We start from the raw sequence: 20834 nt of genomic DNA on the forward strand, positions 1-20834 counted from the left end.
CGGCGCGCGCATTGTCATGGTGGAATCCTCGGTTGTCCGGGCGGCGCCGGACGGTACGCAAGCATCAAGCAAGCTCCGTGCAAGCCCTTGAACCACGCGCCACGCCTGCGTGCGGCGCCGCCGCACCAGCGTGGCGCAGGCCGGATGCACCGTTTGCGTGCACCCGCACCGGCCCACTCGAACGCACCCGTCACGGCGTCACGCTAAACTCCGTACGGTCGTTTCATTCTCCACAATTGCCGTATCGATGGAAATCGTCTTCACAGTCCTGATCCTGCTGCTGACCGTCGCGCTGTCCGGCGCGGTCACGCGCATCCTGCCGTTGCGATTGCCGCTGCCGCTGATGCAGATCGCGTTCGGCGCGATGCTCGCGTGGCCGAAGCTGAACCTGCACGTCACGTTCGATCCCGAAATCTTCATGCTGCTGTTCATTCCGCCGCTGCTGTTCGCGGACGGCTGGCGGATCCCGAAACGCGAGCTGTACCTGCAGCGCCGCGCGATCCTGATGCTCGCGTTCGGGCTCGTGTTCATGACGGTACTCGCAGTCGGGTACTTCGCGCACTGGCTGATACCCGAGTTGCCGCTGCCGATCGCGTTCGCGCTCGCCGCGGTGCTGTCGCCCACCGACGCGGTCGCGCTGTCGGGCATCGCCGGCAAGGGGCGGATTCCGCCGCAACTGATGCACATCCTCGAAGGCGAGGCGCTGATGAACGATGCGTCGGGCCTGGTCGCGCTGAAATTCGCGGTCGCGGCCGCGCTCACCGGCATGTTCTCGTTGCGCGCCGCGTCGATCACGTTCGTGATCGTCGCCGCCGGCGGCCTCGCGACGGGCGCGGTCGTCGCATGGCTGTTCAGCGCGCTGTCAACCCGCTTCCTGAACGCCGAGCAGGAAGGCGATCCGGCCCCCGGCATCGTGATGACGCTGCTCGTGCCGTTCGCCGCCTATCTGTTCGCCGAGCATCTCGAGCTGTCGGGCGTACTCGCGGCCGTATCGGCCGGGATGATGATGAACTACACGAGTTTCTCCCGCAAAAGCACGGTCGCATCGCGCGTGCGGGCCGAAAGCACATGGGCGATGATCGAGTTCGTGTTCAACGGCATGGTGTTCATCATGCTCGGGTTGCAGCTGCCGCACATCATCGGCCGCGCGCTCGTCGACGCGCATCACACGAGCGACGCGCTCGTCGGCCGGATGATCTTCAACGTGTGCGCGATGATGCTGGCGTTGTACGCGATCCGCTTCCTGTGGGTCTGGCTGCTGCGCTGGATCGCGAGCCGCCGCGCCGCGCGCCACGGCCTCGCGGGCACGATGGCCGGCGTGCGCACGATCGCGGTGATGACGGTGGGCGGCGTACGCGGCGCGGTCACGCTCGCGGGCGTGCTGTCGATCCCCGTCGCGCTGTCGGACGGTGCGCCGCTGCCCGGGCGCGACACCGCGATCTTCATCGCGTCGGCGGTGATCCTCGGTTCGCTGATCGTCGCGGTAATCGGCCTGCCGTTGCTGCTGCGCGGCGTGCGCTCGACGCGCAACCCGCTCGCCGACGAGGAGCGCACCGCGCGCGCGGCCGCCGCGCAGGCTGCGATCCGCGCGATCGACTCGTCACACGACGCGATCTCGGCCGATCTCGACGAGTCGGGCGCCGCACGTTGCGCGGACATCTCGGCACGCGTGATGGACCAGTATCGCCGCCGCCTGGCCGCGCTCGCCGAGGACGGCCCGACGCCACGCGCCGAAGCCAAGCAGACCGAAACGATGGAACTGCAGATGCGAATCGCGGCGGTGCGCGCGGAACGTTCGGTGTTGTACCGGCTGCGCAGCGAAAGCAAGATTTCCGACGAGACGCTGACGAAGCTGATCCGCGAGATCGATCTGTCGGAAACGGCGCTGTCGACGCGCAAGAAAGGAATCGTCTAGCCCGATGTCGAAGTGTCCCCTCGCTGCACGGCCGCGCTCGACAAAGGGTGGCCGCGTCGAGTCGGGTCGTGCCGGCGCGATGCCGGATTTCGCTGCCGGCTGCTTGACGGCCACCAAATAAAAACGGCGACGCGCAAGCGTCGCCGTTTGCACATCCGCGCGCGTTCGCGTTACTTCGCGACCACGACCGGGATTCCCTTCAGCATCCCCGCGCCCTTCATCTCGTCGAGCGCATGCTGCACGGCCGCGCTTGTCGCGGCATCGATGCCAAGTTGCAGCGCGAGCTCGCGCTCCGCACGCTTCACGCCCGCGAGGTTGCGCACCTTCACGTGACCGAAGCCGCGCACGCGGGCGTGCAGGTCGGCCAGTTGCGCGACCTGCGCCGCATTGGAGGCAGTCGTCGCGGCGAGCGCGCGCGTGAGCGTCGTCTCGTAGTCGTCCGCGAGCGCGCGCTCCATCCTGCGCTCGACCGTGCGGCCGAACGGATCGAGCCACGTGCCGCGCAGGCCGCGCACGCGCGCGAGCGTGCCGAGCACCGGCCACATCCACTGGCCGAACACGCGCTTCTTCGGCACGCTGCCGTCGCGCCCCGCCTTCGCGACGGTCGGCGGCGCCAGGTTGAACTTCACGCGATAGTCCTGCCCCGGCACGCCTTCGAACTGCGCTTCGAGCGCCGAGCGGAACGCACCGTCCGCATACAGTCGCGCGACCTCGTATTCGTCCTTCACTGCCAGCAGCCGGTAGAACGTCGTCGCGACGGCCCGCGTCAGCGCATCGTCACCCTTCGCTCGCGCCGCGCTCACCAGCGCGCGGTAGCGCTCGACGTAACGCGCGCCGCCGTATGCATCGAGGCGCGCTTCGCGATCGGCGATCAGCTCGTCGAGCGTCTCCGGCGCGGCGTGGGCGGCCACCGCATGACGCGCGTTCCACAACGCATCGAGGCCCGCCGCGTCGCCGGCCGCCATCCGGCCGATCGCGAACGCGAGCTTGTTCATCGGCACCGCGACGTTGTTCAGCTCGATCGCGCGCATCATCGCGGCGAGCGACACCGGCACGAGGCCGAGCTGCCATGCATAGCCGAGCATCAGGATGTTCGCGCCGATCGAATCGCCGAGGAATTTCGCGGCGAGCGCCTGCGCGTCGCAGCTCGACAGGTAGCCTTCACCGGCCGCATGGTGCATTTTTTCGAGCAGCGCGTCCGCGTGCAGGTTCGCGTCGGGGTTCTGCACGAACGACGCGTTCGGAATCCGGTGCGTGTTGACGACGATCCGCGTGCGCTCGTGGCGCACCGTCTGCAGCGCCTCGGCGCTCGCGCCGACGACCATGTCGCACGCAAGCAGCACGTCGGCCTGCTGCGTGTCGATGCGCACCTGGTTCAGCCACCGGTCGCTCGACGCGATCCGCACGAACGACAGCACCGAGCCGCCCTTCTGCGCGAAGCCCATGAAGTCGAGCACCGACGCGCTCTTGCCTTCGAGGTGCGCGGCCATGCTGATCAGCGCGCCGACCGTCACGACGCCCGTGCCGCCCACGCCCGTCACGAGCATGTCGTACGGCGCCGCGTCGAGATGCGTCGCGGGCACCGGCAGCGCGTCGACGCGCACGGCGAGCGCCGCCTCGTCGAACGCCGCGCCCGCGGCCTTTTTCAGCGCCGCGCCTTCGACCGTCACGAAGCTCGGGCAAAAGCCGTTCACGCACGAGTAGTCCTTGTTGCACGACGATTGGTCGATGCGGCGCTTGCGGCCCAGCGGCGTCTCGAGCGGCTCGACCGACAGGCAGTTCGACTGCACGCCGCAGTCGCCGCAGCCTTCGCACACCGCGTCGTTGATGAACAGGCGCTTGTCCGGGTCGGGGAACTCGCCCTTCTTGCGGCGGCGACGCTTTTCGGCCGCGCAGGTCTGGTCGTAGATCAGCACGGTGACGCCCGGCGTCTCGCGCAGCTCGCGCTGCACCGCGTCGAGTTCGCTGCGGTGATGGAACGTCGTGCCCTTCGGAAACAGGCCGTGATGACCGTCGTACTTCTCCGGTTCGTCGGACACCACGACGAAGCGCGACACGCCTTCCGCCTCGACCTGCCGTGCGATCTGCGGCACCGAGATGCTGCCGTCGACCGGCTGGCCGCCCGTCATCGCGACCGCATCGTTGTAGAGAATCTTGTACGTGATGTTCGCCTTCGCGGCGACCGCCTGGCGGATCGCGAGGATGCCCGAGTGGAAGTAAGTGCCGTCGCCCAGGTTCTGGAACACGTGCTTCGTGTTGGTGAACATCGCGTGCGCGGCCCAGTCGACGCCCTCGCCGCCCATCTGGATCAGGCCCGTCGTGTCGCGCTCCATCCACGATGCCATGAAGTGGCAGCCGATGCCGGCCTGCGCGATCGAGCCTTCCGGCACCTTCGTCGACGTGTTGTGCGGGCAGCCCGAGCAGAAGTACGGCGTGCGCTTCACCGCGTCCGCTTCGTTCGACAGGATCTGCGGCGCAACGAGATCGACGACGCGCTCGCGGCGATCGAGCGCCGGCTTGTGTCGCGCGAGCCAGGTGGCGAACACCGGCAGAATGCGCGACGGGCGCAGCTCGCCGAGTTCGGACAGCAGGCACGCGCCTTCGGCGTCGTGCTTGCCGAGCACGCGCGGGCGCGCGCCGTCCGCGCGGTTGTACAGGTAGTCCTTGATCTGCTGCTCGATCACCGGGCCCTTCTCTTCGATCACGAGCACTTCCGACAGGCCGTCGACGAAGGTTTCGATCCGGGTCATCTCGAGCGGATACGACAGGCCGACCTTGTAGATCCGCACGCCGGCCGCTTCCAGGTCGGCGACGGTGAGATCGAGCCGGCGCAGCGCTTCCATCAGGTCGAGGTGCGCCTTGCCGCACGTGACGATGCCGACGTTCGCGTGCGCACTCGGCGCGATCCACTTGTCGATGCTGTTGGTGCGCGCGAAGTGGCGCACCGCGTCGAGCTTCGCCGCGAGGCGCGCCTCGATCGTGAGGCTCGGCAGGTCGGGCCAGCGATTGTGCAGACCGCCCGCCGGCGGCGTGAAGCCCGCCGGCGCCGGCCATTGCGTCTGCAGCGCGTCGAGATCGACGGTCGAGCCCGATTCGACGGTCTCCGAGATCGCCTTGAAGCCGACCCACGCACCCGAGAAGCGCGACAGCGCCCAGCCGTACAGGCCGAACTCGAGCATGTCGGCGATGTTCGACGGGTTCACGACCGGCATGTGCCACGCGATCATTGCGAAGTCGCTCTGGTGCGGCATCGACGACGACACGCAGCCGTGGTCGTCGCCCGCCACCACCAGCACGCCGCCGTGCGGCGACGAGCCATATGCGTTGCCGTGCTTCAGCGCGTCGCCGGCGCGGTCGACGCCGGGGCCCTTGCCGTACCACATCGCATACACGCCATCGACCGTGCGTTCGGGGTCGGCTTCGACGCGCTGCGTCCCGAGCACGGCCGTGCCGCCGAGTTCCTCGTTGATCGCGGGCAGGAAGCGCACGCTGCTGCCGTCGAGCAGTTTCTTCGCCTTCCACAGCTGCTGGTCGACCATCCCGAGCGGCGAGCCGCGGTAGCCGCTGACGAAGCCGGCCGTGTTCAGGCCCTGCGCGGTGTCGGACGCGCGCTGCATCAGCAGCAGGCGCACCAGCGCCTGCGTGCCGGTCAGGAAGATCCGGCCGCGCGTGGCGGTCAGGTTGTCGGTCAGGCGGTAGTCGGATAGCGCGGGCGTGCCGTCGACGGGCAGTCGGGCGGTCATGGGGATGTCTCCTGATAGTGTGTTCTGGGCCGCGCACCGGGGCGTCAGGCGACGCCGGCCGGGGGCGGCTGGACGACTCTATTTTTTCGCGGGAAGGGGAGAAATATTTTTCTCATCTTGCTCGGGCGGGTTCAGATTGAGAAAAACCGCTCAGGTTTTGGTCGGAAATTGAGAGAGTTTTCGCGCGGCGTGGCGGATGGCTTTTGGACGCATATCGGACCGGGCGAAGCCGTTGCCTCGAAAACGCGCGGATATGCGGGAGGCAAACCGCAGGCGTGGCTGCAAGCGCTCGCGGGCCGCGGGGCAAGGGTTCGCGCGGAGCAACGGGCGCATGCTCACCCATCGGATGCACAGCGTTCGGATTGGTCGTGAATGCGGGATGTCCACAACGCCGGGGCCGCCGGCGAAGCGGGCGCGCGCTCACCGGTCGATTGCACAGGGTTTCGAGTCGCGTCGGAGGCCGGATGTCCACACCTCGATCAGCCCTCGATTCGACCGGATGGCGACGCTCACCATTGAAATCCACAGCAAGACGAGTCGATGTCGGCGCGAGATATCCACATCGCCGGATTCCTGTCCGGCCGCTACGACGATCGCCCTCACCGGTCGATGCACAGATTTGCGAGTCGATTCGACGGCGCGATATCCACACCGCCGTCCTCCGGTGCGTCGCCCCGGAGCGGCTCTCCGGTCGCCGCGGCAATGCAAGCGCAAGTTCGGCGGGCGCGTCCCGCGTGCCGGCTCCACGCGGATGGGCGTCCCTGCGCCAGCAGTGGCGCGGCGCTGGCGTTCATCGGTACCCGCGTTAGCGCAGCCGAACGAGGCGCAGGTGTGCGTTGGAGATCGCCACCACCAGACACTAAAAACCCTGTGAATTTCGATGGTGAGCACCGGCACGCGCTCGAACGAGGATACCGATTCGGGTGTGGACAGCCCAACCCGCGACAACTCGAAACACTGTGAAATTCAACGGTGAGCGGCGACCCTCGATCAAACGAGCGTGCCGATTCCGGTGTGAACAACCCGACCCACGACAACTCGGAACACTGTGAATTCCGACGGTGAGCAGCGGCATCGCGATCAAACGAGACCGCCGATTCCGGTGTGAACAACCCGACCCACGACAACTCGGAACGCCGTGAATTCCGACGGTGAGCAGCGGCATCGCGATCAAACGAGACCGCCGATTCCGGTGTGAACAACCCGACCCACGACGACTCGGAACACTGTGAATTCCGACGGTGAGCAGCGGCATCGCGATCAAACGAGACCGCCGATTCCGGTGTGAACAACCCGACCCACGACAACTCGGAACGCTGTGAATTCCGACGGTGAGCAGCGGCATCGCGATCAAACGAGACCGCCGATTCCGTGTGAACAACCCGATCCACGACGACTCGAAACACTGTGAACCCCAACGGTGAGCACGGCATCGCTATCGAACCAGGACGCCGACAAGGATGTGGATAGCCCGCCCCACAAGCACTCGAGATGCTGTGAAATTCAACGGTGAGCGGCGGCACGGTATTGCACGCAGTCGCCGATTCAGGCGGTGCCCGCAACCCCGCCGAGGCCCCTGGATCCAGGCTCGCACCGACGCGGCCGAGCAGCACGCGTTGACCCTCACCGCTGAAATGCACAGCAAGCCGACTAGGCTCGACGACCGGATATCCACATCGCGGCGCACACCCGAATGAAACGCACGATCGCGAGTGCGGTTAGAATGCGCGACCCTCGAAGCCGCGATCGACGATCACGACCGGGCGAGCAAGCCGACGTTCACCATCGAAATACACAGCGCTCCAAGTGAATCCGGCGGCAGGATATCCACACCGCGATACGCATGCTGACCTGTCGCGGATCGGCGCACGCCGTTAGAATGCGCGGCGGTCCGGATTTCGCTCGACACACGGAAGTCCACACCAGCCAAGCCTCACGGGCAATCGGCCGACGGCGCTCACCGTTCGATGGCACAGCTTTTTTCGTCCTCGGGAACGCGGTTGTCCACACCCCGCATCGCGCGCCTGGTCGCACGAGGTCGCACTCACCGGTGAAATGCACAGCGCGCAGAGTGGTTCCGGGGCCGGGATATCCACAACCGGCCTGGCGCGAAAATTTACCGCCGGCGCATCGGCAACGTCGGTTCATGTCGCTGCCCGCGATCGGCGTCAAATGCCGGAAAGCCCCGCAAATTGCGGCCTCCAGGCACACGCTCACCGTTCGAATCCACAGCATTTCGAGTGGGCGGCGCGGCCGGTTGTCCACATTCTGCGCAGCGGGCGGCGCCCGCGAACGCGCTCACTCGGCAATCGAACGGATGATCCGCGCCGGGTTTCCGCCGACCAGCGTATTCGCCGGAACGTCGCGCGTCACGACGGCACCCGCGCCGACCACCGAGTTGTCGCCAACCGTCACACCGCCGATGATCGTCGCGCCCGCGCCGATCCACACGTTGCGCCCGATCGTGATCGGCCGGGCGACGACGGCGTCGCGTCGGCGGGACGGCTCGACCGGATGGCCCGACGTGATGAGGCTGACGTTCGGGCCGATCATCACGTCGTCGCCGATGTAGAGGCCGCCGAGGTCGTAGAACGTGCAGTTCTGATTGACGAACACGTTGCGGCCGATCTGCGTGTCGGCGCCGCCCGTCGCATAGAACGGCGGGATCAGCAGGAAGCCGTCGTCCATCGGCTTGCCGATCAGTTCTCCGAACAACGCCCGGACTTCGTCCGCATCGTCGAACGTCAGACGGTTGAGCCGCGCGGTGATCGCCATCGTCCGCTTGAGCTCCGCACGCATCGCGGCCGATTCCGGCGTGCGTCGGGCAATGATCGTGGTGCGATCGTCGTTCGTCATTCGTTGCTGTTCTCCGTGCGATCGGACTGGCTCGCTGCGCATCACGCAGCGCCTGACTCGTCGAATGCGCTTCGCCTGGCCTTGAGTCCGATCATTCGGCCGACCCGCGCGAAGGACCGGTTTTCGTGTTTTGCGCCCCGTCGACGAACATCGTCCAGGCTCGCGTGATCAACCCGCCGGCGCGGCGGCTGCAAAGCACTCGGAGCAATGTGGTCGCGGCCACGTCGGTGGGGCATTCGTACATCAGCTCACAACTAGTAAATCAATAACTAGTCATTTCATGAACGTTAGCAGCACCGGGCTTTGCGGGAAATTCGTTACCCGGCTTCCATCGTCCGCCCCTGTCCGAACCTTTCCCGCTCGGGTACGCTTGAGCATCCACCGAACCGACACGCACACCGATACGCGGAGGCGCGATGAAGCTCTACTACTGGCCGAAAACCCGGGCATTCCGGGCGCTGTGGATGCTGGAGGAAATCGGCGCCGTCTACGAGCTCGTGCCGATCGACCTGCGTTCTCACGAACAGGGCAGCGACGCGTTCGTCCAGGTCAATCCGATGGCCAAGCTGCCCGCGCTCGACGACGGCAGCGAACCGTTCGCCGAATCCGGCGCCGTGCTGCTCTATCTCGCCGATCGCTGCCCGGGCGCCGGGCTCGGCATCGCGCCGGACGATCCGCTGCGCGGCCGCTTCCTGCAATGGATGTTCTTCACGCCCAGCTGCCTCGAACCCGCGATGGCCGAGAAATTCACCGGTGCGTCGGGCAATCCGGTCGCCTTCGGCTGGGGCAACATCTCGCGTGTGCAGCGTGCGCTCGCGCAAACGCTCGCCCACAGCCGCTGGCTGGTCGGCGATCACTTCACCGCGGCCGACCTGCTGCTCGCCAGCACGCTCAAGATCGCGTTCGACGCGCATTTGCTGCCGCACGAAGGCGTGCTTGGCGATTATGTCGCACGGGCCGAGGATCGCGACGGCCATCGCCGCGCGGTCGCGGTCGAACAGCGGGAAGCGGCGCGTCTGCTGCATGCGTGACGCGTGACCGGCACGGCATCCGGTCGCGGCAGCCACGCCCGAATGCCGGCGCCCGTTCGCGCCGGTCGCCGATGTCATGCGGCCGGCCCAGGCGCCTGCGTCGCCGCATCGGCCCCGACCACCACGCCCGGCGAGCCGCGCTCGTCCGTATCGGCGTCGACCGGCACGACGTCGTGAAAATGCGTGTAGTCGATGTGCGTGATGCCGCCTTCGTCGTGCATCAGGTCGACATAGCGGTGACGCCAGCGGATCTCCGCATGCGCCCATGAGTAGCGCGCCTGCATGACTTGCGCAGTCGTCTCGTCGGAACCTTCGATCGTGATCAGCAACGACGCGTCGCGCGCGGCGAGCGACTCGGCAGTCTCGCCGAACAACGGGCTCGTTTCGTCGATCACGTGCATCAGGTTCCAGCCGAGCAGGAAGATCGGATGCTCGCTGCGCACGAGCGGGAGGTCGTGAATCTTGCGCAGCGTATAGCCTTCGTGCGTGCCTTCGACACGCATCAGCCGCAGTTTCGCCTGCGCTTCGGCGATCACGTTCTGGCGCGCATTCGCGGCACGCACCATCAGCGTCATCCTGCCGTTCAGCGGGCGCACGATCGCGTAACGCGCGAACAGGATCTTCGCCTGCGGCCGCGAGAATCGCGCGAACACGAGGCCGGTCGCCAGCGCGATGCCCGACATCCCGATGAAGATCTCCAACGTTGCGACGAGGTGCGCGTAGACGGTCTGCGGATGCATGTCGCCGTAGCCGACCGTCGCGAGCGTCTCGACGCTGAAGAAGAATGCGCCGACGAATCCGGCCGGCGACTGGTTCGCGATCGGCGCATCGCCGAGCACGTAAAGCGTCGCGAAGCCGCCGTTGAGCAGCAGGAACAGCACCGCGAGCGACAGGAAGAATACGGGCCAGCTCACCGTCAACGCACGGTGATAGAGGTCGCGCCAGCCGGGCGGCGGCATCCCGTATGCAATCACGGGGCGGGTGCCCGACCAGATCTTGCGGCCACGGCCGCGGGAAGCTGGGGAGGACGAATCGACGTTCATCGCGCGAGGCCTGAAGCAGGGAGGCGATGAGCGTAGCACGCCAAGGCCGCGGCCGGGAATGCGCCGCGGGCTTCGCGCGAGACGCGCAAAAAAATCCGGCCGCATGGGCGGCCGGTCTCGTGATCGTCCCGCCGGCACGCGCGCGGCGGGCGGCGGGCGGCGGGCTTACTTGCGGTCGACGATCACGCGGTCGAACGTGCCGCCGTCAGCGAAGTGGGTCTTCTGCGCGTTCGCCCAGCTGCCGAAAACCTGCTCGACGCTGAACGTCTTCAGCGGCTTGAACTCGGCCGCATGCTTCTTCAGCACGTTCGCATCGCGAGGGCGCAGATGGTGCCGCGCGATGATCTCCTGCGCCTGCGGCATATAAAGGTAGTCGAGATACGCCTGCGCGACCTTGCGCGTGCCTTTCTTGTCGACGACCTTGTCGACGACGGCGACGGGCGGCTCCGCGAGAATGCTCGCCGACGGATACACGGCGTCGAATTCCGCGCCCGACGCACCCACGTCCATTAGCGCGACCTCGTTCTCGAACGTGACAAGCACGTCGCCGATGCCGCGCTGCGTGAAGGTCGTCGTCGCGCCGCGGCCGCCCGAGTCCAGCACGGGCACGTTGCGGAACACCGCCTTCTCGAAGTCGAGCGCCTGCTGATCGGTCGCGCCCTTCTGCTTCTGGTAGCCCCACGCGGCGAGGTACGCGTAGCGGCCGTTGCCCGACGTCTTCGGGTTCGCGATGATCACCTGCACGCCCGGCTTCGCGAGATCGCTCCAGTCCTTGATCGCCTTCGGGTTGCCCTTGCGCACGAGGAACACCATCGTCGTCGAGTACGGCGAGCTGCCGTCGGGAAAGCGCGCGCGCCAGTCCTTCGGCAGCAGCTGGCCGCGCTCGGCGAGCAGATCGATGTCGTTCGGCTGGTTCATCGTCACGACGTCGGCCTGCAGCCCCTGCAGCACCGACAGCGCCTGCGCGCTCGACGCGCCGTGCGACTGCTTGATCGTCACGGTTTCGCCCGTCTGCTGCTTGTACGCGGCGGCGAAGCTCGTGTTGATGTCCTTGTACAACTCGCGCGTCACGTCGTACGACACGTTCAGGATCGACGTGTCCGCATGCGCGGCCGTTGCCGCCACGACCAGCGCCGCCGCGGCGCCCGTGTGCAGCCAGCGGCCGATCCCGTTGATGCTTGCCATCGTGATATGCCCCGTTTCCAGTAGTAGGGAATGTGCGTGACGACACGCGTACGCGCCGTCATCGAAACGTAAGCGGGCATTCTAGCGGCCGGGCGCTGCGTGCTTTCCAATCTGTCGTGCAAAGCAAATCTCGAATTCTGCTAAACGGCCTGCGCGGCTCGCGCACGCGCCGGATCCGGTGTTAAGATCGCCGCTCAGCCCATTTCACGGTTCATCCATGTCCGCTGCCCTGCGCTCGCCCTCGATCCTTGCCGCCATCGCGGCAGGTACGCGCGCGGCCGGGCTGAAACTGAAAAAACGACTCCTCGACTGACGGGGACGTCGCGTCCCGTCAGGCGAATGCCGGACGGAATGCACGCAGGTCGTTTCTTTCTCCTTGCTCGCACGCCTCGCTCCGGCACACCGCCGGCGGAACGGTTCCCTCCCACTCCGTTTCCACCATGAGGCTTTTCATGCACACACGTTTCGAAGGTATCTGGCTGCCGCTCATCACGCCGTTCCACGACGGCGAGGTCGACCATCGCGCGCTCGCGCGGCTCGCGCGTCACTATGCGGCGGCGGGCATCGCGGGTTTCGTCGCGGGCGCCACGACCGGTGAAGGCGTGCTGCTCGACGCGCGCGAACAGGACGCCGTGTTCGCGACGCTGCGCGATGCGGTGCCCGACCTGCCGATCGTCGTCGGGCTCACCGCGAGCGCGACGCACTTCGCGGCCGCCCGCGCACGCGAACTCGCCGCGCTGCGGCCCGACGGACTGCTCGTCACGCCGCCCGTCTACGTTCGGCCGACGCAGGACGGCATCCGCCGCCACGTCGAAGCGATCGTCGCGGCGGCCGACCTGCCGATCCTCGTCTACAACATCCCGTACCGCACCGGCGTGAACGTCGAACTGGAAACGCTGCAGGCGCTCGCGCGCGACCCGCGCGTCGCGGGCATCAAGGAGTGCGGCGGGACGCTCGACCGGATGAGCCGGCTCGTGCACGACACGCCGCTCGCGATCCTCTCCGGCGACGACAACCAGAACTTCGCCGCGCTGTGCGCCGGCGCGCACGGCGCGATCGCCAGCAGCGCGCACGTGCTGCCCGAATGGCACGTGCGCATTCATGCGCTGCTGCGCGACGGCCGGCTCGCCGACGCGCGACGGCTGTCGGTCGCGCTGCAGCCGCTCGTCGCGGCGCTGTTCGCGGAGCCGAATCCGGCGCCGGTGAAGGCGGTGCTGGCAGCGCAGGGGTGGTGCGAGGATGGGCTGAGGCTGCCGTTCGTGCCGGCGAGCGAGGGGTTGCGGGAGAGGCTGGGCAAGCTGTGCGCGGCACTGGACGCATCGGTGCAGGTTGTCGCGGCAGCGTAGGATTTCACTCCGAAACTGTTTCAGACCGTCAAGACTCTCGACGAGCCGTACTGCGAAAGACGGCTGTCAGCCGTTATGAGCAGCATCGGTTCGGATCAGGCCTGCGCGACCAGCAAGCGGTCGAACGGGTCGCGATGGTAATGGGGCAGATAGCGCACGGCTGCGCCGTGCGCGGCCCGAACTGGCAGTTCCCGATACCGGCTCATCGCGATTGCGTCGACCATCCGATCCACATTCACGTCCAGCGTCCCCGTCCCGGCCTTGATCGCAACTTCCCAGATGCTCGCGCTGCTGATGAATACTTCGTCGGCTTCAGCGATCAGATTGCGCGCGCGAGCGCTCAGTTTCGGGTCATTGGCCCACATCCAGAGAAAGATGTGCGTATCGAACAGCAGCCGCATCACTTTCCTTCGAACGCGTCCAGGATGTCGTCGGGAAGCGGTGCGTCGAAGTCGTCGGCGATCCATATCTGCCCCTCGAGAAGCCCGTAATGATGAATCGGCTTGAGCGGCACAAGTTGGACCGACTGCTTGCCGTCCTGCATGATCACGACGCGTTCGCCGGCGATCGCGGCATCGAGAAGCCGCTGAAGATCGAGCGTGGCTTCGGGGACAGTGGCAACTTGCATGATGGCCTCCATTGAGCGATCCACCATTGTCACGACATTCGCCCCGTCCCTCCAATAGGCCGAACGTCTGGTCGCCGCATGCGCGTCCAACGATGTCACGCCGCCAGCGCCGCCCCCTCCCCCGCCGTTGCTTCCCGCACCGCCTGCGTGACGATCCGCGCGAGCCGCTCGACGGTCGGCGTCGCCGACGACGTACGCCGCAGCAGCATCAGCGGCAGGCTCGGCAGCGCCGGCAGCCCCGACGACGACGCGTCGAGCACGCGCACCGACGCCGGCAGCCCGTAGTGCGATCGCACCGTCAGCCCGAGGCCTGCCGCCGCCGCGGCCCACAGCCCGGCCAGGCTCGGCGTCGTGAACGCGACGCGCCACGGCATGTCCGCGCGGTCGAGCGCATCGGTCGCCGCGCCGAAGAAGCGGCACGGGCGATCGAACACGACGAGCGGCAGCGGCTCGCCCGCTGCACGTATCGCACGAAGTCGCGCGCCGCCGTCGTCGGCCGCATCCGCCGGTCCGTCGCCGTCCGGCATCCCGAAGCCGCTCGCACCGACCGCCGCGATCCACTGCATCGGCACCTGCGCGATCGCGTCGCTGTCGATGCCCGCGCGCGACACCAGCGTCGCCGACGCCGGGTCGCCCCACACGAGCGCGAGATCGAGCTGGTTCGCGTCCAGCCGCTCGAGCAGCTCGGCATTGCGCGCGACGCGCGCCTCGATCTTCACCTTCGGATGCGCACGCGCGAAACGCCCGAGCACGTCGGGCAGGATCGCTTCGCCGAAATCCTCCTGCAGGCCCACCCGCACCCAGCCGTCGAGATTCACGCCGCGCACGGCCGCGGCCGCTTCGTCGTTCAGCTCGATCATCCGCCGCGCATAGCGCAGCATCGCGTCGCCGGCGTCGGTCAGCGCGAGCCCGCGCCCGGCCTTCACGAACAACGGCGTGCCGGCCTGTTCCTCGAGCTTGCGGATCTGCGCGCTCACCGCCGATGACGAACGCGCGACGCGATCGGCGGCCTTCGCGAAGCTGCCGAGATCCACGCCCGCCACCAGGCTGCGCAACGCCGCGACGTCGAAGTTCGGCCGGGCCAGCGTGGAGTCGGGGGCCGCGAGCGCCGCCGCGCCGTGGGCATTGTCTTGTCCGGACATGTCAATCATCCCGCTTTATCGAACGATTCATCAAAAACTTTCCGATTTTCAGGATGAATGTAGGTCGCCACACTGGCGATGTCAATTTCCAAACGGGCCCTGTCGCCATGGATACCTCCTGCCTCGCTTCTCCGACCTCGCCCGCGCACGCCGCGCGCGGCCCGGCACATCGCTGGCGCGTGCTCGCGGCCGGCGTCGCCGCGAACATGAGCTTTTCCGCGGCCGCGGCCGGCATTCCGACCACCGCCGTGTGGATGCGCTCGGCCTATCACCTCGACAACGGCGCGCTCGGCCTCGTGCTCGGCGCGCTCGGCTTCGGCGTCGCGCTGTCCGAGCTGCCGTGGGGAATCGCCGCCGACCGTTTCGGCGATCGACGCGTGCTGCTCGCCGGCCTCGTCGCGACGGCCGCGATGCTTGCGCTGATGGTGGCCACGATCGTGCCGAGCGCGCATGCGGTGCCGCCGCTCATGCGCGTCGTCGCGGCGATGTGCTGCGTCGGCCTGCTCGGCGGCAGCGTGAACGGATCGAGCGGACGCGCGGTGATGCGCTGGTTCGGCGAGCGCGAACGCGGGCTCGCGATGAGCATCCGCCAGACGGCCGTGCCGCTCGGCGGCGGCGTCGGCGCGGCGCTGCTGCCGTCGCTCGCGTCGCATGCGGGCTTCGCCGCGGTGTACGGCGCGTTGATGCTGCTCTGCGCAGGATCGGCCGCGCTGACGTGGCGCTGGCTGCACGAACCGCCCGACGCGCCGGCCGGCGCGCACCGCCCCGCCGCGCAGCCGCAGCCGGCCGCGCCCGCGCGCAGCCCGCTCGCGAGCGGGCGCGTATGGCGCATCGTGCTCGGCATCGGCGCGCTGTGTGCGCCGCAGTTCGCGGTGCTCACGTTCGCGACCGTGTTCCTGCACGATTTCGGCCGGCTCGGCCTCGCCGGCATCAGCGCGGCGATGGTCGCGCTGCAGCTCGGCGCGATGGTGATGCGCGTGTGGAGCGGCCGCCATACCGATCGGCACGGCAACCGGCGTGCGTACCTGCGCGGGTCGGTCTGCGTCGCGGCCGGTTCGTTCGCGCTGCTCGCGGCCGCGACCGCCGGCAGCCCGCACGTGCCGCTCGCCGCGATCGTCGCGATCCTCGTGTTCGCCGGCATCTGCGTGTCGGCGTGGCACGGCGTCGCGTACACCGAACTCGCGACGCTCGCGGGCGCGAACCACGCGGGCACCGCACTCGGGATGGCGAACACGATCGTCTATCTCGGCCTGTTCGCGACGCCGCTCGCGATTCCGCCGCTGCTCGCCGTCAGTTCGTGGAGCGTGGTCTGGCTCGCGGCCGCGCTGATTGCGGGTGCGACCTGGCCGCTGTTCGCGCGATAGCGAGCCATCGCGCGGAACACGCGGACACCGCCGCCGATGCCGTCCAGGCCACGCCGTGCTCGCGCCGTCATACCGGCTCGCGGGCCAGCGCGCGCCGCGCGGCCGGCCGCTCTGCCTCGCGCCGCGCATGCGCGGTCCAGGCGGGATGCCGCGTCATGTCGAGCCCGATCGCAACACCCCGGCGATACAGCACCAGCAGGAACGGATCGACGATCGAATGGCCGCCCGGCCCGGGCGACGTGCGACCGTCGGCGAGCGCGGGTTCGATCGATGCGTTCGCGGCATCGATCAGGCCTGCATCGGCATCGCGACCTTGTCGAGCGTGATCGGCAGGTCGCGCACGCGCACGCCTGTCGCGTGATAGACAGCGTTCGCGATCGCGGCCGGCACGCCGGTAATCCCGATTTCGCCGATTCCGCGAATGCCGAGCGGATTGAAATGCGTGTCGCGCTCGTCGACGAAGGCGACGTCGAGCACCCCGACATCCGCGTTCACCGGTACGTGATATTCGGCGAGATTCGCATTCGTGAAGCGGCCGTGCCGCAGGTCGAGATACGAGCCTTCCTCGAGCGCCGTGCCGAGCCCCCACACCATCCCGCCGATCAGCTGGCTGCGCGCGGTCTTCGCATTGAGCAGGCTGCCGACGCTGTACACGCCGACGATGCGCGCCACGCGGATCGTGCCGAGTTCGGCATCGACGTGCACCTCCGCAAACACGGCGCCGAACGAATGAGATGCATAGCGTGACTTCTCGTCGCCCGGCTTCGTCGTCGCGAACGCGTCGATCGGCTGGCCGCCCGCTCGCGCGATCACTGCGGCAGCCGGATCGCGCCGCGACGGGTCGCCGCGATGCACGACCCAGCCGTTGTCGACCGTTACGTCGTCGGCTGCGACACCGTGCAGCGGCGACCCGGAATCGGCGATCGCCAGCGCGATCAGCTTCGCGCGCGCCTGCAGCGCGGCCTCGCGCACGGCCGGCGCGACGCTCGCCGCGGATTGCGACCCGCCCGATACCGGCGCGCGCGGCAGGCTCGAATCGCCGAGCGCGAAGCGCACGTTCTGCAGCGCGAAGCCGAGCGCATCGGCAGCGACCTGCGTCATGACCGTATAGGTGCCCGTGCCGATGTCCTGCGTGCCCGACGCCACTTCGGCCGTGCCGTCCGGGAGAATGCGCGCACGCGCCGTGGCCTCGCTGCGATTCGCGGGATACGTCGCGGCGGCCATCCCCAGGCCGATCAGCGTGTCGCCGTCGCGCATCGTGCGCGGCGCGTCGGTGCGGCGTGACCAGCCGAAACGCTGCGCGCCGACGCGGTAGCACTCGCGCAGCGCGTTGCTCGACCATGGCTTGCCGTCCTGCGGATCGACCTGCGCGTAATTCGCGAGCCGCAGCGCGACCGGATCCATCCCGAGCCGCCACGCGAGTTCGTCCATTGCCGACTCCAGCGCGAACGAGCCGGACGCCTCGCCCGGCGCGCGCATGAAGGTCGGCGTGCCGACGTTCAGCGACACGATCCGGTGCGTGGTCGCCTGGTTCGGCACCGCATACATGATGCGCGACGGCATCCCGCACATCTCGGTCCAGTCCTCGAAGGTCGACGTGGTGACGATCGAGTCGTGACGCATCGCCGTCAGCGTGCCGTCACGGCGGGCGGCCAGTACGACGCGCTGCTCGGTGAACGGCCGGCCGCCGACCGGGCCGAACATCTGCGGGCGCGTCAGCACCAGCCGGACCGGGCGACCGGCCTGCTTCGCCGCCATCGCGCAAAGCGACACGTGCGACCACGACGAGCCCTTGCAGCCGAATCCGCCGCCGAGGAACGGCGAAATCACGCGCACGTGTTCCGGTGCGATGCCGAAGACGGCGGCCACGGCGGTGCTCGCGCCCGACACGCCCTGCGTCGCGTCGTGCAGCATGAGCGTCGGGCCGTCCCAGTGCGCCATCGTCGCGTGCGGTTCGATCGGGTTGTGGTGCTGCATCGGCGTCGTGTAGGTCGCGTCGATGCGCACCGCGCCTTCGCGCAGGCCGGCATCCACGTCGCCGCGCTGGGTGTCCATCGGGCGCCCCTGCTGCGTCGGCGGCACGCGCGCGCCGCGCTTCGCATGCAGAAAATCGAGCGTGGCATCGCTCGCCCGATAGCGCACCTGCACGGCATTCGCGGCGTCGGTCGCGTGCTCGAGCGTGTCGGCAACGACCACCGCGACGGGCTCGTTGCTGTAGCGCACCTTGTCGTCCTGCAGCAACGTGAGCCGGCGCCCGGCGGGTGGCGACAGGGGCGGGCGGCCGCCATTGGGCAGCCGCATCGCATTCTCGTGCGTCATCACGAGCAGCACGCCCGGCATCGCGCGTGCGCGCGCCGTGTCGATCGATTCGATGCGGCCGGCGGCGATCGTGCTGGTCACGAGCACCGCATGCGCGAGCCGCGCATCGGTGAATTCGGCCGCGTAATGCGCGCCGCCCGTCACCTTGAGTACGCCGTCGACGCGGTCGAGCGGCTGTCCGGTCAGCGTGTTCATGCGGCACCTCCGGTCGCCGAGGCGGCGATTTTCACCGCGCGGACGATCGCGCGCTGCGCGAGCGCGATCTTGAATGCATTGCCGTCGAGCGGATGCGCATCGCGCAACGCAAGCGCGGCCGCCTCGTGCAGCGCGGCATCGGTCGGCGCGCGCCCCGCCAGATGCCGCTCCGCGTCCGTGGCATGCAACGGTTTGTGCGCGACACCGCCGAGCGCGATCCGCGCATCGGCGATGCGCGGGCCGTCCATGCGCAACGCGGCGGCGACCGACACCAGCGCAAATGCGTAGCTCGCGCGGTCGCGCACCTTCAGGTAATGCGCATGGTCCGCGAAGCGCGGCGGCGGCAGGTCCACTGCGGTGATCAGTTCGCCCGGTTCGAGCGTCGTATCGAGATCGGGTCGATCGCCGGGCAGGCGGTGAAACGTCGCGAACGGAATCTGCCGCGCACCGTTCGGCCCGCTCACCTGCACGACGGCGTCGAGCGCCGCGAGCGCAACGCTCATGTCCGACGGGTTCACCGCGACGCATTGCGGGCTGGCGCCGAGAATCGCGTGCATCCGGTTGTGGCCGCCGATGGCCGCGCAGCCGCTGCCCGGCTCGCGCTTGTTGCATTGCGCGAACGCGGGATCGTAGAAATACGGGCAGCGCGTGCGCTGCATCAGGTTGCCGCCGATGGTCGCCATGTTGCGCAATTGCGCCGATGCGCCGGCAAGCAGCGCCTGCGACAGCAGCGGATAGTCCGCGCGGATGCGCGAATGATCGGCCGCATCGCTGTTGCGCACGAGCGCGCCGATGCGCAAGCCGCCGCCGGGCAGCGCATCGACCGTGTCGAGCCCATCGATGCGCGTGATGTCGATGAGCGTGACGGGCCGCGCGACGCCGCCCTTCATCAGATCCAGCAGGTTCGTGCCGCCGCCGATGAACGCCGTGCCCGGCCGCTGTGCCGCCCGCACGGCATCGGCGACATCCGTTGCGCGTTCGTATGTGATCGCTTCCATTGCGCTGGCCCCTCTAGGTGGCGGCCGCGTGCGCGGCGCGCACGGCGGCGACGATGTTCGGGTATGCGCCACAGCGGCACAGATTGCCGCTCATGCGTTCGCGAATCTCGTCGTCCGACAGTTGCACGGGACGCTGCCGCACGTCGCCGGTCACCGCGCTCGCGGCACCCGCCGCGAACTCGTCGAGCAGCGCGGTCGCGGAGCAGAGCTGGCCGGATGTGCAATAGCCGCACTGGAATGCATCGTGTTCGATGAATGCACGCTGCATCGGGCTCAACATGCCACCGCGCGCGAGCCCCTCGACGGTCGTGATCCGCTCGCCTTCGTGCATCACCGCGAGTGTCAGGCAAGCGTTGATGCGTCTTCCGTCGACGAGCACCGTGCATGCGCCGCATTGCCCGCGATCGCAGCCCTTCTTCGTGCCCGTGAGCCCCGCGTATTCGCGCAGCGCGTCGAGCAGCGTGACACGCGGCTCGAGCTGCAGCACATATTCGCGTCCGTTGACGTCGAGACGAACGGGGCGTGCCGGTACCGGATCGCGGCGCGCAACCGCGGAGGGAGACGCCGCGTGCGACGGCTGCGAATGGACGGGCGACGCTGCGCTGACCGTCGCCGCCGCCGCGGATTGGAGAAAACGGCGCCGCGCGGCACTCGACGGCGTATCGTGCGTCAACGGCAGCGCCGCTGACCGGCCGGCTCCGAGCCTCGAGCGGGCGACATCGCGCGCGGGTTCGGCCGGTGGGGAATCGGATGGATCGCTGGACATGGCTTCTGCTCGCTCCATGGTTGATGGACGCGGATGTGCCGCCCGTGCGCGAATGGTCGCGCGGGACGGCACGCGCATCGGTGCAGATAGCAATTCCGGTGCCGCGGACAGGTTCGGGCCGCGTCGATGGGCGGTAGCGCACGGCGCGCCATCCCGGTTTGCCGTTGATGGCGCATGCATGGCGCCGTGCTGGCGTGCAGCTGACCGCTTGCTGACGAGACGGCAAGAAACGCCCGTTTTTCGGCGTAAGCGGCGATGCATCGATCACCGATTTGCCGGCGGTATCGAGGGCGCCACGCACAC

The 20834-nt window shown here is 68.3% G+C and carries 13 protein-coding genes and 2 pseudogenes; 4 read left to right on the forward strand and 11 right to left on the reverse strand.

Annotated features, from left to right (window positions below):
- Positions 1-247 precede the first annotated feature (247 nt).
- Complete coding sequence (locus WI26_RS14185; RefSeq protein ID WP_059465861.1) at positions 248-1915, forward strand: Na+/H+ antiporter; 1668 nt, start codon at positions 248-250, stop codon at positions 1913-1915.
- A 170-nt stretch (positions 1916-2085) separates the two neighbouring features.
- Here WI26_RS14185 and WI26_RS14190 read toward each other — a convergent pair whose 3' ends face one another.
- A complete protein-coding gene (locus WI26_RS14190) occupies positions 2086-5658 on the reverse strand; it encodes an indolepyruvate ferredoxin oxidoreductase family protein (RefSeq protein ID WP_069226224.1) in 3573 nt (1190 codons plus the stop codon).
- 2298 nt (positions 5659-7956) lie between these two features.
- Entirely contained in the window at positions 7957-8514 is a 558-nt protein-coding gene (locus WI26_RS14195) for a sugar O-acetyltransferase (RefSeq protein ID WP_069226225.1), read from the reverse strand.
- 416 nt (positions 8515-8930) lie between these two features.
- On the opposite strand from WI26_RS14195, the gene WI26_RS14200 reads away from it, so the two are divergent.
- Positions 8931-9545 (forward strand): glutathione S-transferase family protein, encoded by a 615-nt coding sequence (locus WI26_RS14200; protein ID WP_069226226.1) that lies wholly within the window; start codon positions 8931-8933, stop codon positions 9543-9545.
- Between the two features lie 74 nt (positions 9546-9619).
- On the opposite strand, the gene WI26_RS14205 is transcribed toward WI26_RS14200, so the two are convergent.
- Positions 9620-10588 (reverse strand): ion channel, encoded by a 969-nt coding sequence (locus tag WI26_RS14205; RefSeq protein ID WP_059465857.1) that lies wholly within the window; start codon positions 10586-10588, stop codon positions 9620-9622.
- 165 nt (positions 10589-10753) lie between these two features.
- Positions 10754-11773 (reverse strand): sulfate ABC transporter substrate-binding protein, encoded by a 1020-nt coding sequence (locus WI26_RS14210; protein ID WP_069226227.1) that lies wholly within the window; start codon positions 11771-11773, stop codon positions 10754-10756.
- 452 nt (positions 11774-12225) lie between these two features.
- On the opposite strand from WI26_RS14210, the gene dapA reads away from it, so the two are divergent.
- On the forward strand, positions 12226-13119 hold the full coding sequence (dapA, locus tag WI26_RS14215; protein WP_069226228.1) for a 4-hydroxy-tetrahydrodipicolinate synthase: 894 nt from the start codon (positions 12226-12228) through the stop codon (positions 13117-13119).
- Positions 13120-13139: 20 nt separating this feature from the next.
- Here dapA and WI26_RS14220 read toward each other — a convergent pair.
- From WI26_RS14220 to WI26_RS14230, 3 genes and pseudogenes are all read right to left on the reverse strand, one after another.
- A pseudogene (locus WI26_RS14220) lies at positions 13140-13520 on the reverse strand (type II toxin-antitoxin system VapC family toxin).
- The gene (locus WI26_RS14225; RefSeq protein ID WP_081334265.1) at positions 13520-13759 is read right to left on the reverse strand and encodes a type II toxin-antitoxin system Phd/YefM family antitoxin; all 240 of its coding nucleotides are present in this window, start codon (positions 13757-13759) and stop codon (positions 13520-13522) included. Before WI26_RS14225 ends, WI26_RS14220 begins: the two are co-directional and overlap by 1 nt.
- 83 nt (positions 13760-13842) lie before the next feature.
- The gene (locus tag WI26_RS14230) at positions 13843-14889 is read right to left on the reverse strand and encodes a LysR substrate-binding domain-containing protein (RefSeq protein WP_069226428.1); all 1047 of its coding nucleotides are present in this window, start codon (positions 14887-14889) and stop codon (positions 13843-13845) included.
- Between the two features lie 107 nt (positions 14890-14996).
- Between WI26_RS14230 and WI26_RS14235 the strand changes: the two genes are divergently transcribed.
- Complete coding sequence (locus tag WI26_RS14235) at positions 14997-16253, forward strand: MFS transporter (RefSeq protein WP_069226229.1); 1257 nt, start codon at positions 14997-14999, stop codon at positions 16251-16253.
- A 67-nt stretch (positions 16254-16320) separates the two neighbouring features.
- On the opposite strand, the pseudogene WI26_RS32980 reads toward WI26_RS14235, so the two are convergent.
- The 4 genes and pseudogenes from WI26_RS32980 to WI26_RS14255 all read right to left on the reverse strand — a co-directional run.
- Positions 16321-16548, reverse strand: a pseudogene (locus tag WI26_RS32980) (glutathione S-transferase); the annotation flags it as partial.
- Complete coding sequence (locus tag WI26_RS14245; protein ID WP_069226230.1) at positions 16542-18767, reverse strand: xanthine dehydrogenase family protein molybdopterin-binding subunit; 2226 nt, start codon at positions 18765-18767, stop codon at positions 16542-16544. The pseudogene WI26_RS32980 and the gene WI26_RS14245, both read right to left, overlap by 7 nt.
- Positions 18764-19765: an FAD binding domain-containing protein gene (locus WI26_RS14250; RefSeq protein WP_069226231.1), complete on the reverse strand. Its 1002-nt coding sequence runs from the start codon at positions 19763-19765 to the stop codon at positions 18764-18766. Before WI26_RS14250 ends, WI26_RS14245 begins: the two co-directional genes overlap by 4 nt.
- A 13-nt stretch (positions 19766-19778) precedes the next feature.
- Entirely contained in the window at positions 19779-20531 is a 753-nt protein-coding gene (locus tag WI26_RS14255; protein WP_069226232.1) for a 2Fe-2S iron-sulfur cluster-binding protein, read from the reverse strand.
- Positions 20532-20834 lie beyond the last annotated feature (303 nt).

The organism is Burkholderia diffusa (assembly GCF_001718315.1).
GTDB lineage: Bacteria > Pseudomonadota > Gammaproteobacteria > Burkholderiales > Burkholderiaceae > Burkholderia > Burkholderia diffusa_B.

Excerpts from the sequence above, each read along its gene's own strand:
- WI26_RS14250 (WP_069226231.1), bottom strand. The coding sequence starts at position 19,765 with ATGGAAGCGATCACATACGAACGCGCAACGGATGTCGCCGATGCCGTG.
- WI26_RS14245 (WP_069226230.1), bottom strand. The coding sequence starts at position 18,767 with ATGAACACGCTGACCGGACAGCCGCTCGACCGCGTCGACGGCGTACTC.
- WI26_RS14225 (WP_081334265.1), bottom strand. The coding sequence starts at position 13,759 with ATGGAGGCCATCATGCAAGTTGCCACTGTCCCCGAAGCCACGCTCGAT.
- WI26_RS14190 (WP_069226224.1), bottom strand. The coding sequence starts at position 5,658 with ATGACCGCCCGACTGCCCGTCGACGGCACGCCCGCGCTATCCGACTAC.
- WI26_RS14185 (WP_059465861.1), top strand. The coding sequence starts at position 248 with ATGGAAATCGTCTTCACAGTCCTGATCCTGCTGCTGACCGTCGCGCTG.
- WI26_RS14195 (WP_069226225.1), bottom strand. The coding sequence starts at position 8,514 with ATGACGAACGACGATCGCACCACGATCATTGCCCGACGCACGCCGGAA.
- WI26_RS14230 (WP_069226428.1), bottom strand. The coding sequence starts at position 14,889 with ATGTCCGGACAAGACAATGCCCACGGCGCGGCGGCGCTCGCGGCCCCC.
- dapA (WP_069226228.1), top strand. The coding sequence starts at position 12,226 with ATGCACACACGTTTCGAAGGTATCTGGCTGCCGCTCATCACGCCGTTC.
- WI26_RS14255 (WP_069226232.1), bottom strand. The coding sequence starts at position 20,531 with ATGTCCAGCGATCCATCCGATTCCCCACCGGCCGAACCCGCGCGCGAT.
- WI26_RS14235 (WP_069226229.1), top strand. The coding sequence starts at position 14,997 with ATGGATACCTCCTGCCTCGCTTCTCCGACCTCGCCCGCGCACGCCGCG.
- WI26_RS14210 (WP_069226227.1), bottom strand. The coding sequence starts at position 11,773 with ATGGCAAGCATCAACGGGATCGGCCGCTGGCTGCACACGGGCGCCGCG.
- WI26_RS14200 (WP_069226226.1), top strand. The coding sequence starts at position 8,931 with ATGAAGCTCTACTACTGGCCGAAAACCCGGGCATTCCGGGCGCTGTGG.
- WI26_RS14205 (WP_059465857.1), bottom strand. The coding sequence starts at position 10,588 with ATGAACGTCGATTCGTCCTCCCCAGCTTCCCGCGGCCGTGGCCGCAAG.